14 protein-coding genes are annotated in these 14,353 nt (G+C 64.0%); 8 read left to right on the top strand and 6 right to left on the bottom strand.

Annotated elements, in window-relative coordinates:
• Positions 1 to 2: 2 nt before the first annotated feature.
• The gene (locus tag Lysil_RS13425; protein WP_165782469.1) at positions 3 to 140 is read right to left on the bottom strand and encodes a hypothetical protein; all 138 of its coding nucleotides are present in this window, start codon (positions 138 to 140) and stop codon (positions 3 to 5) included.
• Here Lysil_RS13425 and Lysil_RS10605 point away from each other — a divergent pair.
• From Lysil_RS10605 to Lysil_RS10635, 7 genes are all read left to right on the top strand, one after another.
• A complete protein-coding gene (locus Lysil_RS10605) occupies positions 139 to 1,107 on the top strand; it encodes an FKBP-type peptidyl-prolyl cis-trans isomerase N-terminal domain-containing protein (RefSeq protein WP_165782470.1) in 969 nt (322 codons plus the stop codon). The genes Lysil_RS13425 and Lysil_RS10605 overlap by 2 nt on opposite strands.
• A 70-nt stretch (positions 1,108 to 1,177) precedes the next feature.
• A complete protein-coding gene (locus tag Lysil_RS10610; RefSeq protein WP_103075548.1) occupies positions 1,178 to 2,005 on the top strand; it encodes an FKBP-type peptidyl-prolyl cis-trans isomerase in 828 nt (275 codons plus the stop codon).
• Positions 2,006 to 2,039: 34 nt separating this feature from the next.
• Positions 2,040 to 3,389, top strand: coding sequence for a UDP-glucose dehydrogenase family protein (locus Lysil_RS10615; protein ID WP_103075549.1), 1,350 nt, complete (start codon positions 2,040 to 2,042; stop codon positions 3,387 to 3,389).
• Positions 3,386 to 3,598 (top strand): SlyX family protein, encoded by a 213-nt coding sequence (locus tag Lysil_RS10620; protein ID WP_103075550.1) that lies wholly within the window; start codon positions 3,386 to 3,388, stop codon positions 3,596 to 3,598. The genes Lysil_RS10615 and Lysil_RS10620 overlap by 4 nt, the downstream gene beginning before the upstream one ends.
• 6 nt (positions 3,599 to 3,604) lie before the next feature.
• Positions 3,605 to 4,207 (top strand): DUF2058 family protein, encoded by a 603-nt coding sequence (locus Lysil_RS10625; RefSeq protein WP_103075551.1) that lies wholly within the window; start codon positions 3,605 to 3,607, stop codon positions 4,205 to 4,207.
• Between the two features lie 131 nt (positions 4,208 to 4,338).
• Positions 4,339 to 5,712 (top strand): carbohydrate porin, encoded by a 1,374-nt coding sequence (locus Lysil_RS10630; RefSeq protein ID WP_205756932.1) that lies wholly within the window; start codon positions 4,339 to 4,341, stop codon positions 5,710 to 5,712.
• 21 nt (positions 5,713 to 5,733) lie between these two features.
• Positions 5,734 to 6,522 (top strand): transporter, encoded by a 789-nt coding sequence (locus Lysil_RS10635; RefSeq protein WP_103075552.1) that lies wholly within the window; start codon positions 5,734 to 5,736, stop codon positions 6,520 to 6,522.
• Between the two features lie 19 nt (positions 6,523 to 6,541).
• On the opposite strand, the gene Lysil_RS10640 is transcribed toward Lysil_RS10635, so the two are convergent.
• The 5 genes from Lysil_RS10640 to Lysil_RS10660 are packed head-to-tail and all read right to left on the bottom strand — an operon-like array spanning position 6,542 to position 13,058.
• A complete protein-coding gene (locus Lysil_RS10640; protein WP_103075553.1) occupies positions 6,542 to 7,579 on the bottom strand; it encodes an acyltransferase family protein in 1,038 nt (345 codons plus the stop codon).
• Positions 7,580 to 7,612: 33 nt separating this feature from the next.
• Entirely contained in the window at positions 7,613 to 8,329 is a 717-nt protein-coding gene (locus tag Lysil_RS10645; RefSeq protein WP_103075554.1) for a hypothetical protein, read from the bottom strand.
• A gap of 9 nt (positions 8,330 to 8,338) precedes the next feature.
• Positions 8,339 to 11,032 (bottom strand): methionine synthase, encoded by a 2,694-nt coding sequence (gene metH / locus Lysil_RS10650; protein ID WP_103075555.1) that lies wholly within the window; start codon positions 11,030 to 11,032, stop codon positions 8,339 to 8,341.
• Positions 11,029 to 12,132, bottom strand: a complete 1,104-nt coding sequence (locus tag Lysil_RS10655) for a homocysteine S-methyltransferase family protein (RefSeq protein ID WP_103075556.1) — start codon at positions 12,130 to 12,132, stop codon at positions 11,029 to 11,031. Before Lysil_RS10655 ends, metH begins: the two co-directional genes overlap by 4 nt.
• The gene (locus Lysil_RS10660; protein ID WP_103075557.1) at positions 12,129 to 13,058 is read right to left on the bottom strand and encodes an ArsR/SmtB family transcription factor; all 930 of its coding nucleotides are present in this window, start codon (positions 13,056 to 13,058) and stop codon (positions 12,129 to 12,131) included. Before Lysil_RS10660 ends, Lysil_RS10655 begins: the two co-directional genes overlap by 4 nt.
• 118 nt (positions 13,059 to 13,176) lie before the next feature.
• Here Lysil_RS10660 and Lysil_RS10665 point away from each other — a divergent pair, with 118 nt between their 5' ends.
• Positions 13,177 to 14,331 (top strand): acyl-CoA dehydrogenase family protein, encoded by a 1,155-nt coding sequence (locus Lysil_RS10665; RefSeq protein ID WP_425477161.1) that lies wholly within the window; start codon positions 13,177 to 13,179, stop codon positions 14,329 to 14,331.
• The last annotated feature ends 22 nt before the right edge of the window (positions 14,332 to 14,353 follow it).

Consider the following 14,353-nt stretch of genomic DNA (forward strand, 5'->3'; position numbering starts at 1 on the left):
CTTCAGGAAAACGCCCGCGCAAGCGGGCTTTTTTTTGTTCGCCGCAATGAACCCGTCGTGACCTCCGGTATGCGGGGACGCTCGTCGTGCGCATGGATTTCCCGCAGAATATCGGTTTTCCAGATGTCGGATTCCGCCATGCCCCCGGTTCGTCTCGCTGCACTCGCTGTCGTGTTCGCCATCGTCGCCATGCCCGTGACGGCCCACGCCGCAAAAGGCAAGGCCAAGGCGGCGAAGAAGCCGGCGGCGACGCAGCAGGTACAAGCGCCGAGGAAGATGGATATCCATAACGAACGCGACCGCACCAGCTACATGGTCGGGATGGAAGTCGGCAAGTCGCTGGCGGACATCGGGCAGGACATCGATTTCCCCGAACTCGAACACGCGATTCGCAACGCGCTGGATGGCGGCAAGCCGCTGATCACCCAGGACGAGGCACGCATGGTCAGCATGTCGTTGGGGCAGCGCGTCCAGGCCCGGCAGTCGGGCGCGGCGGTCCCGGCGTTTCCGCCGGGCGTGACGCCGGAAACGGTCGCGCGATTGGTCGGCATCGAGATCGGGCGCTCGCTGGCGCCGGCGCGTGCCGAATTCGATCTGCCGATCGCCATGCAGGGCATACGCGCGGTGGCATTGCACCAGACCCCGCTGCTCGATGAAGCGCAGGCGAAACAGGCGCACGACACCTTGGCTGCGCGCATGCGCAACAAGGGTGCCGAGGAAGCCGTTCGCAACAAGCGCGAGGGTGATGCTTTCCTCGCGCGCAATCGCACCGCGTCGGGCGTGATGACCACCCGCACTGGCCTGCAGTACCAGATCATCAAGGATGGCGGCGGTGTCATGCGCCCATCTACGGATTCCACGGTGCGGGTCAGCTATGAAGGTCGCACGCTCGATGGCCGCGTCTTCGATGCCAACAAGGACGTGATGTTCCCGCTGAAGGCAGTGATCCCCGGCTGGACCGAGGGATTGCAGCTGATGGCGGTTGGCAGCCGCTACCGTTTCTGGATCCCGTCGCAGCTGGCCTATGGCGCCAAGGGTTCGCCGCCGAGCATTCCGGCGAACTCCACGCTGGTGTTCGATGTCGAACTGCTTGGCCTGAGCCGCTAAAGTAATCCCCCCTGCGGTGTCGTCCGCAGTCATTCACCCGCATCGCGCGGTCAAAACCCCGGAGTTACCGATGTCCAATCGCCGTTCCCTCATTGCCGTGTCGTCGTTGGCGATCGCAGTCACTTTTGCGCTGGGCGCTTGCAACAAGCCTGCCGACAGCGCGTCGTCCACCGATGCCAAGACGGCCGATGCCGCCAAGTCCGGCGACAAGCCGGCGTTGACCATCGCCGGCCTCCCCACCGACAAGGACCAGGTCAGCTACATGATCGGCCTGCAAATGGGCAAATCGCTGGAACCCGCCAAGGACGACGTCGACCTTGACGTGATGATGAAGGCGATCCGCACCACCCTGAAGGGCGAAAAGCCGTTGATGGATGACAAGCAGGCAGCATCGGTGGGCGAGGCCTTCGGCCAGCGCATGCAGCTGAAGACGATGCAGAAGATGATGACCGATGCCAAGAAGAACGGCGAAGCCGGCGAGAAGTTCCTGGCCGACAACGGCAAGAAGCCCGACGTGAAGACCACGGCTTCCGGTTTGCAGTACCAGGTGGTGAGCGAAGGCACCGGCCCCAAGCCGAAGCCGACCGATGTAGTGAAGGTGAAGTACAAGGGTGTCACCCTGGATGGCAAGGAATTCGACAGCACCGAAGCGCATGGCGGCGAGCCGGCGGCGATGCCGGTCAACAAGGTGATCCCGGGCTGGTCGGAAGGCGTGCAGTTGATGCCGGTCGGCAGCAAGTACAAGTTCTGGATTCCGGCCAAGCTGGCTTACGGCGAGCAGGGCACGCCCGGCGGCCCGATCCCGCCGAACGCGACGCTGGTCTTCGATGTCGAGTTGGTGAGCATCGAGAAGGCGCAGCCGCAGGGCGCGCGTCCGGCAGCGGCTCCGCAGCACTGATCGTCGGCAACCACGCGCCACGCAAGGAAGACGCATGCACGTTTCCATCTTCGGCACTGGATATGTCGGCCTGGTCACAGGGACCTGTCTCGCGGAAGTGGGGCACCAGGTGGTGTGCGTCGATATCGACGCCGCCAAGGTGGACGGCCTCAACCACGGCGTGATCCCGATCTATGAGCCCGGCCTTGAGCCGATGGTCAAGGCCAATCACGCCTCGGGCCGCTTGCGCTTCACCACCGACGCCGCCGATGCGATCGCGTTCGGCGACGTGGTGTTCATCGCGGTGGGCACGCCGCCCGACGAGGACGGCAGTGCGGACCTGCAGTACGTGCTGGCGGTGGCGCGCACCATCGGCAAGCACATGACCAGGCCACTGGTGGTGGTCGACAAGTCGACGGTGCCGGTGGGCACTGCCGACAAGGTCGCCGCGGCGATTTCCGAGGAGCTGGCGAAGCGCGACGTCGAGTTGCGATTCGACGTCGTCTCCAATCCGGAATTCCTCAAGGAAGGCGCGGCGGTCGAGGACTGCATGCGTCCCGATCGCATCGTCATCGGTTCGCCGAGCGACAGCGCGATCGCGGTGATGAAGAAGTTGTACGCGCCGTTCAATCGCAACCACGATCGCATGGTGACGATGGACGTGCGTTCCGCGGAACTGACCAAGTACGCCGCCAACGCGATGCTGGCGACCAAGATCAGTTTCATGAACGAGATGGCCAACATCGCCGAGCGTGTCGGCGCGGACATCGAGCATGTGCGCAAGGGCATCGGTTCCGATCCGCGCATCGGCTGGCACTTCATCTATCCCGGCGCCGGCTACGGCGGGTCGTGCTTCCCCAAGGACGTGCAGGCGCTGGCGAAAACGGCAGCGCAATATCGCTACGAATCGCTGCTGCTCAATGCGGTCGAGGCGGTGAACGAACGCCAGAAGGGCCATCTGTTCGAATTGATGGAGCGTCACTACGGCGGCGCGGCGGCATTGCGCGGCAAGACCATCGCGTTGTGGGGATTGGCGTTCAAGCCGAATACCGACGACATGCGCGAAGCGTCGAGCCGTCGCCTGCTGGAACAGTTGTGGGAGGCCGGCGCCAAGGTGCGTGCCTACGATCCGGAAGCACGCGAGGAAGCGCAACGCATCTTCGGCGATCGTGATGATCTGATGCTGTGCGATCTGCGCGCCGACACGCTGGCGGGTGGCGTCGATGCCTTGGTTGTAATCACCGAGTGGAAGCAATTCCGCAGCCCGGATTTCGACATGCTGGCCGAACGCTTGCACGATCGCGTGATCTTCGACGGTCGCAACCTCTACGATCCGGAAGAAGTCGAAGCCAATGGCCTGGCGTACTGGGGCATCGGTCGCGGCCGATCGGTGCGCGTGGCATGAGCGAGTTGTCGCGTATTGAAGAGCTGGAGACGCGCGTGGCCTTCCAGGAGCATTCGTTGAATGAACTCAGCGATGCGCTGGCCGACGCGCGCACGGAGATCGCCCGCCATGAGGTGGTCTTGCGGCGCGTGCTTGAAGAACTGAAGTCCGCGCGTGGATCCGGCGCGAGTGCCGATCCCGCCGATGAACCGCCACCGCCGCACTACTGATCCACGATGACCGATACCCTGCGTGACCAATTGCTTGGCTTGGGATTCAAGCCGGTACCGAAGCCGGCGAAGCCGCCGGCAAGACCTGCCGCTGCGCCCGCCAAGGGCAAGCCGGCACATGCCGTGCGCAAGGACGGCAAGGGGAATTCGCCTCCGCCGCACAAGCGCAAGGCACCGCCGAGTGGCGGGATGGATCTCGGCAAGGCCTACGCGATGCGCGCGGAACACGAGAAGGCCGAACGCATCGAAGCCGAGCGCCTGCGCCAGGAAGAAGCACGACTGCGTCGTGAAGCGCGCGAACGATTGGCCGTATTCCTCGCCGACAAGGCATTGAATGCCGAGGATGCCGACATCGCGCGCCATTTCGAATACGGCGGCAAGATCAAGCGCATCTACGTCACTGCCGATCAACTGGTGCGGCTCAATGCCGGCGAGCTGGGCGTGGTGCAGTTGAACGGGCGTTATCTGCTGGTGGATACCGGCGTGCTGGTCGAAGCGGAACGCATCTTCGCGCAAGCGGTCGCGTTCAAGGTCGATCCCGATGCGCTGGCCGCTGATGATCCCTATGCCGACCCGCAATTCCAGGTGCCCGACGACTTGGTGTGGTGATCGCGTGATCGCCGTGAGGCGATAACATCACAACGATCGCGACGTTATTTTATCCGCGCGCACGGTGAAATCATTGCGAAAGAAAGCGCGGCCAGACTGCGTGCAACGCAACGTGCCAGCGCCGATTCCGCATGCGCCTTTCCGTATTTCTTCGTCATGTCGTGCAATGCCCGGGACGCATCCCGATGCGTACGCCATGGTTGCTGGCCATGCTCGTGTCGACTTCGGCGATGGCCCAGCAGGCGGATGGCACAGCGGCGCAGGACGAGCGATTTTCCGTGCATGGGCAGGCAACCTATGTGTGGCAGCGCAAATCGGGATTCGCGGCGGCCTATTCCGGCGACCACAGCTTGCTGGCGACGCGCGAAAACAGTTACACCTTCAGCGGCACGTTGTTCCTTGGCGCGAAACTGTGGCAAGGCGGCGAACTGTATTTCAATCCGGAAATCGTCCAGGGTCGGCCGATCTCGAATGTCTCGGGATTGGGCGGACCGACCAACGGCGAAATGCAGAAGACCTCCGGCCCACGCCTGACGCTGTACGCGGCGCGCGGTTTTTTCCGCCAGCGTTTCGATCTGGGAGGCGCTGACCAACAGGTCGTCTCGGCAGCCAACCAATTGGCCACGACGGTCAAGAGCCGGCGGCTGGTGGTGACGATCGGCAATCTTGCAGTCAACGACATTTTCGACCGCAATGACTATGCCGGCGATCCGCGCGGACAATTCCTCGACTGGTCGCTGCTCACGCATGCAGCCTGGGATTTCCCGGCGGATGCACGCGGCTATACCTGGGGCGGTGCAGTCGAGTGGTACCACGATGCGTGGGCGCTGCGCGCCGGCCGCTTCGAACAACCGAAGTGGCCGAACCAGTTGCCATTGGATGCGCAGTTGTTCCGTCATTTCGGCGATCAGGTCGAGATCGAGCACGATCATGCGATCTCGGGCCAGCCGGGCAAGGTGTTGCTGCTGGGATTCCGCGGTCGCGCGGTGATGGCGCGGTATTCGGATGCGCTGGCCCTGGCCGATGCCAGCGGCGGCGCTCCGTCGCTGGATGCGGTGCGGACGCGCGAACACGACAAGACCGGCGTCGGCATCGATGTGCAGCAGGCGATCACCGGCGATGCCGGGGCGTTCGTGCGGGCGATGCATGCCGACGGTCGCACCGAAACCTATGCGTTCTCCGAGGTTGACCGTTCGCTCAGCGCAGGCTTGTCGCTGAAGGGCGCGCGTTGGGGTCGTCCCGACGATGCCTTGGGCGTGGCGCTGGCGGTCAATGCCCTGTCGCCGCCGCATCGCGACTATCTGGCGCGCGGTGGCCTCGGTTTCTTCCTCGGCGATGGCGCGCTGGATTATCGCAATGAGCGCATCATCGAAACCTATTACGCGCTGCAGGTGGCGAAGAGTACGCATCTCAGCCTGGATTGGCAGCACATCGACAATCCCGGATACAACCATGCGCGCGGACCGGTCCATGTGCTGTCCGCGCGTCTCCATGCAGAGTTCTGAAGACCACTCCCGGGAGATCCAATGGCGATTGCATTGCGCTGGATGATGTGCCTCCTGGTGTTGGCGACGCCGATCCGCATCGTGCATGCGCAAAGCCAGGATGCACAGGATGTGGACCCGCAGTTCGACCGACCGGGGATCTCCTTTGCGTCATGGTCGTTGCCTGCCGGTTCAGTAGCGTGGGAGCAAGGCTTGCCCGATGCCACATGGCAACACGACGGCGAAGCTCATGTGTTCCAGGCTGTAGCCGACAGTCATCTGCGGATCGGCATGGGGCACGGCCTGGAGCTGCAACTCATCGGCAGCCCTTATGCATTCCAACGGCTGAGTGGTGGCGGTAGCCGGCAGAATGCCCATGGGCAGGGCGATGGTGCGCTGGCGCTGAAATGGACGCCGACAGCACCTTCCGCAGCATGGAGCTGGGCCGTATTGGGCACGCACAAGCTGGCATCGGGCGATGCGACTTTCGGGACACAGGGCCGTGCCGAGCAACTGGCAGTGACGGTGACACGTAGCCTTGATGGCAACCAGAGTCTTACCGGGTCCGTCGCACGCGACCTGCAGGCGAGTGGCAATGGCTGGCTGACGTCGCTGTCCTACGGATTTCCCATCGGCTCGCGCGTTGCCGGATACCTGCAGGCGGGTTCCGGCAGTGGCGTCGATCGCACGCGCGTCGCCGGCGGCGGAGTGACGATGCTGCTGCGTCATCGCGTGCAACTGGATGGCTGGCTGTTGCGCGGGCTGGATCGCAACAGTCCCGATTGGCAGGCCGGATTCGGTGTATCCATGGCACTGACGCGCGGGCGTTGATTGATCGTGACCTGATCGATCACACTGCCGGCAATGGCGCATCGGTGATCGATGATTTGCCCTTGAAGCGATCGAGCAACGGCCGCTCGATGAACTGCCACGATGCCGCGGCCATTATCGCGGCGGCGATCAGCGCGAGCGGCAACATCGCCAATGGCGCGATCTCCGGTTTCCACGCCGCGATGCACTGTTCCACCGGGAAACCGTACAGGAACAACCCGTACGACCAATCGATAACGCGCGGCCAGCGCAACGCGGGCAGGCGATAGGCCACCCACAGGCAGAAATACAACGCGGCGATGCCGGCGATCGGGCCGAACCAGCGACTGTCGTGCACGAGTGCAGCCAACACGATGAGCGCGGCCATCCCGACGTGCGTGATCGCCAGGCGTTCGCGCCACACCGCGCACAGTCCGCCGCCGAGGAAGATGCAGCCGAGCGCGCGCACGTCGCGTGCATCGGCGGCGCCATGCCACCACTGCCACGCGCACCATGCGATCCACGCCATCGCGACCATGGTGAACGCCATGCGTCGACGCACCAGCGTCAGCGCGGCGAGGATGCCGAGCCACAGATACCAGCGCACTTCAACGCCCAGTGACCACAAACTGCCGTTGACGATGTTCGGGTAGGGATTCGCGGAAAACACGCCGGGCAGTGTCCACACGAATGATTTCGGGATGGCATTCCCGGCGATGAAATGCCAGGTTGCCTTGTCGTGCAGATAGGCCGATGGCGACAGTGTCGTCCACGCCAGACCGAGCACGAACGCGCAGAACAGGATGCAAGCGATGTAAGCCGGCCAGATGCGCACGACGCGATTGCGGGCGTAGCGCAGGATCGAGGGCTGGCGCAGCAGGCTGAGCGTGACCAGATATCCACTGATGGCGAAGAAGAAGAACACCGCGAGGCTGCCGGCGTAGAAGCCCGGCATGAAACGCTGCACCAGGTCGACGTCGCCGGCAGGGTGGCGCGTGAGCGCGTAAGCGTGCCCGTAGATCACCATGGCCGCCGCGAGATGGCGCAGGGGCAGGAAGTTGTCGCGGCTGGGCTTCATCCGCGCAAGCTTAGCGCGTCATGTTCCCGGCCATCAGGAACCGAGCAGGTCGTCGACCAAGGCCTCGGTACGACGGCCGATGCGACGCAGGTGCGAGACGCCGAGATCGCGGATCAAGCGATGGCTCTGGTGCGGCAGCGGCGATTCCGCGATGTCCTGCGGCGTGATGTGTTTGCCGCCGAGTTCCGGCAGCAGGTGGAGGCTGGCTGCGGCGTAGCAGTGCTGCACCATCGCCGAGCAGAACAGCGCGTTGTTGCGGGCGAGGACATTGCCGTGTCGGCGCAGGCGGCGGCTGGGCATGGCCAGCAGCGTGCCGATCAGTTCGGTGAGCGAGTAGTGCGAGAGGCCAGAGAGCAGCTCCAATCCGGCGATTTGCACCTGTTTCACCTGCGCATCGTCGAGGCCGAAATCGAGGATGGCGAGATTGGGGACGTCCGCGCTGTCGAAATAGCGATCGACGCGGTTTTCCTGCACGCCCAGTCGCACTTGCTTGTAGTGGATGTCGAGATCGGATTCGAGCACCCACCAATGGCCATCGGCGCGACGTTCGTTGAAGATGAAGGCGTGCGACCACAGGCTGCGATGGCCGTCGCCGGTCAGCGGCGATTGGGCCTTGCGGATCAGCTTGCTCATCCATTCCTTGCCGGTGCACAGGCCGATGCGTCCCGGTGCGGCGTGGCGTTCGATGAATTCGCGGTTGCCAATTCCCGTTGGCCCGGATGCCGCGGCAGTGGTTTCCTGATCGCCCATGCGCCGCGGTTATTCCGGATCGTAATCGAGATTGGCGGCGAGATAACGCTCGGCCTGCTGCAGCGTGATGCCGCGGCGCGCCGCGTAATCCGCCACCTGTTCGCGCGAGACACGCCCGACGACGAAGTACTGGCTGCGCGGATGGCTGAAATACCAGCCGGAGACCGCAGCGGCCGGCATCATCGCGAAGTTCTCGGTGAGCTCCATGCCGATGTTGGTCTCGACATCGAGCAGATCGAACAGCGTGCGCTTCTGGCTGTGGTCCGGGCAGGCGGGATAACCGGGCGCGGGACGGATGCCCTGGTATTTTTCGTCGATCAATTCGTCGGCGCTCAGGGTTTCTTCCGGCACGTATCCCCAGAACTCGCTGCGCACGCGTTGGTGCAGGCGTTCGGCCAGCGTTTCCGCCAGGCGATCGGCCAGCGACTTGAGCAGGATGGCGTTGTAGTCGTCGTGGTCGGCTTCGAAGCGCGCGACGCGTTCGTCGATGCCGATGCCGGCGGTGCAGGCGAAACCGCCGATCCAGTCCTGCTTGCCCGACGTCGCGGGTGCGATGAAATCGGCGAGGCAGAAGTCGGGGCGTTCCACCGGCTTGTCGACCTGCTGGCGCAGGAAGTGCAGGGTGGTGGCTGGCCGTTCGTTCGCCGGCGCGATCACCAGGTCCTCGCCAATGGAATGCACCGGGAACAGCCCGATCACGCCGCGCGCAGTCAACCATTTTTCGGCGACGATGCGCTTGAGCATCGCCTGGGCGTCGCGGAACAGTTCGCTGGCCTGCGTGCCGACGATGTCGTCGGTGAGGATCGCCGGATAACGGCCGGCCAGTTCCCAGGCATTGAAGAACGGTGTCCAATCGATCAGCGGCACCAGTTCGTCGAGCGGATAGTCGTTGAAGACATGGACGCCGGGCTTGGCCGGTGTCGGCGGAGTGTAGTTGGCCCAGTCGCCATCAAAGGCCTGCGCGCGCGCTTTCCCCATCGACACCAGGCGCTTGGCGTCGCCGCGATTGCGATGACGTTCGCGGATGTCGGCGTAGTCGCTTTCATTGGCAGCAACGAAGGGCGCGCGCAGATCGGCGGAAATCAGCGATTGCGCGACATTCACCGCGCGCGAGGCGTCCTTCACCCAGATGGTCGGTGCGTCGTAGTGCGGGTCGATCTTCAGCGCGGTGTGCGCGCGCGAGGTGGTGGCGCCGCCGATCAGTAACGGCAGTGCGAAGCCCTGGCGCTTCATTTCCTTGGCGACATGGCTCATCTCTTCCAGCGACGGCGTGATCAGCCCGGACAGGCCGATGATGTCGGCGCCGACTTCACGCGCGGTATCGAGGATCTTCTGCGCCGACACCATCACCCCGAGATCGACCACCTCGAAGTTGTTGCACGCCAGCACCACGCCGACGATGTTCTTGCCAATGTCGTGGACGTCGCCCTTGACCGTCGCCATCACGATCTTGCCGTTCGATTTTCCGGCGTCGCCGGTGCGCAGTTTTTCCTCTTCGATGTACGGAAGCAAATGCGCCACCGCCTTCTTCATCACGCGTGCCGACTTCACCACCTGCGGCAGGAACATCTTGCCGGCGCCGAAGAGATCGCCGACCACGTTCATGCCGTCCATCAGCGGGCCTTCGATCACGTCGAGCGGGCGCTTGGCCTGCACGCGTGCTTCCTCGGTATCGGTTTCGACGTAGAGGTCGATGCCGTGCACCAGTGCATGCGACAGCCGCGCCGCGACCGGCTGTTCGCGCCAGCGCAGGTCCTCGACCTTCTTCTCGCCTTTCTTGCCCTTGAACTTGTCGGCGATCTCGAGCAGGCGTTCGGTGCCATCGTCGCGACGGTTCAGCACCACGTCTTCGACGCGTTCGCGCAGTTCGTCATCGAGATCGTCGTACAGCGGCAGCGCGCCGGCGTTGACGATTCCCATGTCCATCCCGGCCTTGATCGCGTGGTACAGGAACACCACGTGGATCGCCTGGCGCACCGGTTCGTTGCCGCGGAACGAGAATGACACGTTCGAGACACCGCCGGAGATATGGCTCTTGGGGAAGCGCTTGCGCAGTTCGCGCGCGGCCTCGATGTAGGCGACGGCGTAATCGTTGTGTTCCTCGATGCCGGTGGCGATCGCGAAACAGTTGGGATCGAAGATGATGTCCTCGGGCGGGAAGCCGATCTCCTCGGTCAACAATTTGTACGCACGCGAGGAAATCTCGACCTTGCGTTCCAGCGTGTCGGCCTGGCCGGCTTCGTCGAAGGCCATCACCACCACGGCGGCGCCGTAGCGGCGAACCAGTCGTGCCTGGCGCAGGAATTCCGCCTCGCCTTCCTTCATCGAGATCGAATTGACGATGCCCTTGCCCTGCAGGCACTTCAATCCGGCTTCGATCACCGACCACTTCGACGAATCGACCATCACCGGGATGCGCGCGATGTCGGGTTCGGCGGCCATCAGGTTGAGGAAGGTCACCATCGCCTGTTCGGAATCGAGCAGGCCTTCGTCCATGTTGACGTCGATCACCTGCGCGCCGCTCTCGACCTGTTGGCGCGCGACCACCAGCGCGTCGTCATAGCGGCCTTCCAGGATCATCTTCTTGAACTGCGCGCTGCCAGTGACGTTGGTGCGTTCACCGACGTTGATGAAGTTCGATTCCGGGGTGATCACCAGCGGTTCGAGGCCGGCGAGGCGGGTGTGGCGGGACAACGTGGTCATGCAACTTCTTCCAGTTCCGGGATGGCGCGCGGCGCGACATCGCGCACGGCCGCGGCGATCGCGGCGATGTGCGGTGGCGTGGTGCCGCAGCATCCGCCAACGATGTTCAGCAAGCCCGATTGGGCGAATTCACGCAGGATCACCGCCATGTCTTCCGGCGTTTCGTCGTAGCCGCCGAAGGCGTTGGGCAAGCCGGCGTTGGGGTGCGCGGTGACGTAGGTGTCGGCGACGGTGGACAGCGCTTCCACGTGGGGCCGCAGGTCTTTCGCGCCGAGCGCACAGTTGAGGCCGATGCCGAGCGGACGCGCGTGGCGCAACGAATACCAGAACGCTTCCGCGGTTTGCCCGGACAAGGTGCGCCCGGAGGCGTCGGTAATCGTGCCGGAGATCATCACCGGCAGGCGCGTGCCATGAGCATCGAAGGCTTCCTCGATCGCGAACAGTGCGGCCTTGGCGTTGAGGGTGTCGAACACCGTTTCCACCATCAGGATGTCGGCGCCCCCTTCGATCAGGCCTTCGGTGGCTTCGCGATAAGCCTCGCGCAGTTCATCGAAACTGATGGCACGGAAGCCGGGGCGGTTGACGTCCGGCGACAACGATGCAGTACGGCTGGTCGGGCCGAGCACGCCGACCACGAAGCGCGGCTTCGACGGATCGCGTGCTTCCGCAGCGTCGGCGGCTTCGCGGGCGATCCGCGCGCCTTCGCGGTTGAGTTCGCGCACCAGGTGGGTGAGGCGATAGTCGGACAGCGAGATGCTGGTGGAGTTGAAGGTATTGGTTTCGATCAGGTCGGCGCCGGCATCGAGGTATTGCGCGTGGATGTCGCGGATGATCTCGGGACGCGTCAGCGTCAGCAGGTCGTTGTTGCCGCGCTGGTCGTGGCCTTCGCAGCCGCAACCCGGCCCGTGCGCATGGCCGTCGCCGGCGAACAGGGCGTCGTAGCCTTCGGCGAAGCGTTCGCCGCGGTAGTCGGCTTCCTCCAGTTCGTGACGCTGGATCATCGTGCCCATCGCGCCATCGAGGATGAGGATGCGTTCGTCCAGTGCGCGTTGCAGCGCCTCGGCGCGTTGCGGGTTCTTCCACGGCAAGGTCGTGCTCATGACTTGGCACCAATCAGGGAAATGACTTCGAAATGCGGCGGACGCCGCTCGCGGGTGATGCTCGGTGGCTGGTCGCTGCGCAGCCCGGCCTTCTCGATGAACTTCTGCAGTTCTTTGACGGTGAAACCGAGGTTGACGTGGCCGAACGGTTGCGCGGCAGTCGCGTGGGCGTGCTTGCCGAGGCTGGACAGGAGCAGGCGGCCGCCGGGGCGCAGCACGCGCGCGGCTTCGATCACCGCCTGTTGCGGCTTGGCGGCATAGGTCAGCGCATGCATCAACACCACCAGGTCGAAGCTGCCGTCGGGGAACGGCAGCGCGTGCATGTCGCCTTCGCGCACTTCCACGTTCGGGAAGGAACGCAGGCGTTCGCTGGCGGCGTTGACCACCCGGCTGCTGGCATCGAGGCAGATGTAGCGATCGGAATGCGGCGCCAGCAGTTCCGCCAGCACGCCGTCGCCGGAAGCGATATCGAGGACGTCGCCCGGTTCCAGCAGCGGCAATGCCGAACGTGCCATCGCTTCCCAGGTGCGACCCGGCGAGTAATGGCGTTCCATGTCGCCGGCGACGCTGTCGGCCCAGTTCTGGTCGCTGGCACGCGCGGCCATCACTTCGGGGACGCGCGCGGCATCCTGGTTCAACAGGGGATCGTTGCTGCCGTCGCGCAACGCCTGCCACAGGCTTTGCTGCGAGGAATCGAGCGCACTCTCTTCGAAGCGGTAATACGCGGACACGCCGGAGCGGCGATCGCGTACCAGCCCGGCTTCCTTCAATCGCGCCAGATGGGTGGACACGCGTGGTTGCGCCAGGCCAGTAATGGCGGCAAGCTCGGCGACGGTGAATTCCTCGTGCGCGAGCAGCACCAGCAGGCGCACGCGGGTCGCGTCGGCGAACATCTTGAGACGGCTCGACCAGCCTTCCAGATCCATATATCGCTCTATCCGGATTTAAAGATATATTGTCGCGCAGAGGACCGAAGCGGTCAAGTCGGGAGCGAATGGAAAGTTTCGCGGGATACAATTCCGTTTTCGAGCTCCGATTGGGGACGTGATCGTGGATTTCAGCTTCACCGAAGAGCAGTTGATGATTCAGGACGTGGCGCGCCGGATTGCGCAGGAGAAGATCGCCCCGTCCGCCGAAGAGCACGATCGCAGCGGCGAATTCCCGCTCGACAACATCCGCCTGCTGGGCGAAAACGGCTTGATGGGCATCGAGGTCCCGGCCGAATACGGCGGTGCGGCGATGGACCCGATCGCCTACGTGCTGGCCATGATCGAGATCGCGCAGGGCGATGCCGCGCACAGCACCATCCTCTCGGTGAACAATTCGTTGTTCTGCAACGGCATCCTGACCTATGGCAGCGAAGCGCAGAAGCAGAAGTACGTGCGTGCGATTGCCGAGGGCAAGGAAATCGGTGCCTTCGCGCTGACCGAACCGCAGTCCGGTTCCGATGCCACCTCCATGCGTTGCCGCGCGGTGAAGCAGGCTGATGGCAGCTACCGCATCAATGGCAAGAAGAGCTGGATCACCTCCGGTCCGGTGGCCAAGTATTTCGTGCTGTTCGCGATGACCGATCCCGACAAGGGCGCGCGCGGCATCACCGCGTTCCTGATCGATGGCGATCGCGCCGGGTTCCATCGCGGCAAGACCGAACCCAAGCTCGGCATCCGCGCCTCGGCGACCTGCGAGATCGAATTCGACAACTACGTGGCGCAGCCGGAAGACGTGCTGGGCGATGAAGGCCACGGCTTCAAGATCGCGATGAGCGTGCTCGATGCCGGGCGGATCGGCATTGCCTCGCAAGCCATCGGCATCGGCCGTGCCGCCTACGAGGCGACGCTGGCCTACGTCAAGGAGCGCAAGGCCTTCGGCCAGCCGATCGGCGCGTTCCAGATGACCCAGGCCAAGATCGCCGACATGAAGTGCAAGCTCGATGCCGCCTTCCTGCTGACGCTGCGCGCGGCGTGGTTGAAGGGGCAGGGCAAGCGCTTCACCACCGACGCGGCGGTGGCCAAGCTCACCGCGTCGGAAGCGGCGATGTGGATCACCCACCAGGCGCTGCAGATCCATGGCGGCATGGGCTATTCCAAGGAAATGCCGATCGAGCGCTATTTCCGCGACGCCAAGATCACCGAAATCTACGAGGGCACCAGCGAGATTCAACGCCTGGTGATCGCCCGCCACGAGACCGGCCTGCGCTGAGCAGGCCCCCACATTCGCAACT

The organism is Solilutibacter silvestris (assembly GCF_002895945.1).
Lineage (GTDB): Bacteria > Pseudomonadota > Gammaproteobacteria > Xanthomonadales > Xanthomonadaceae > Solilutibacter > Solilutibacter silvestris.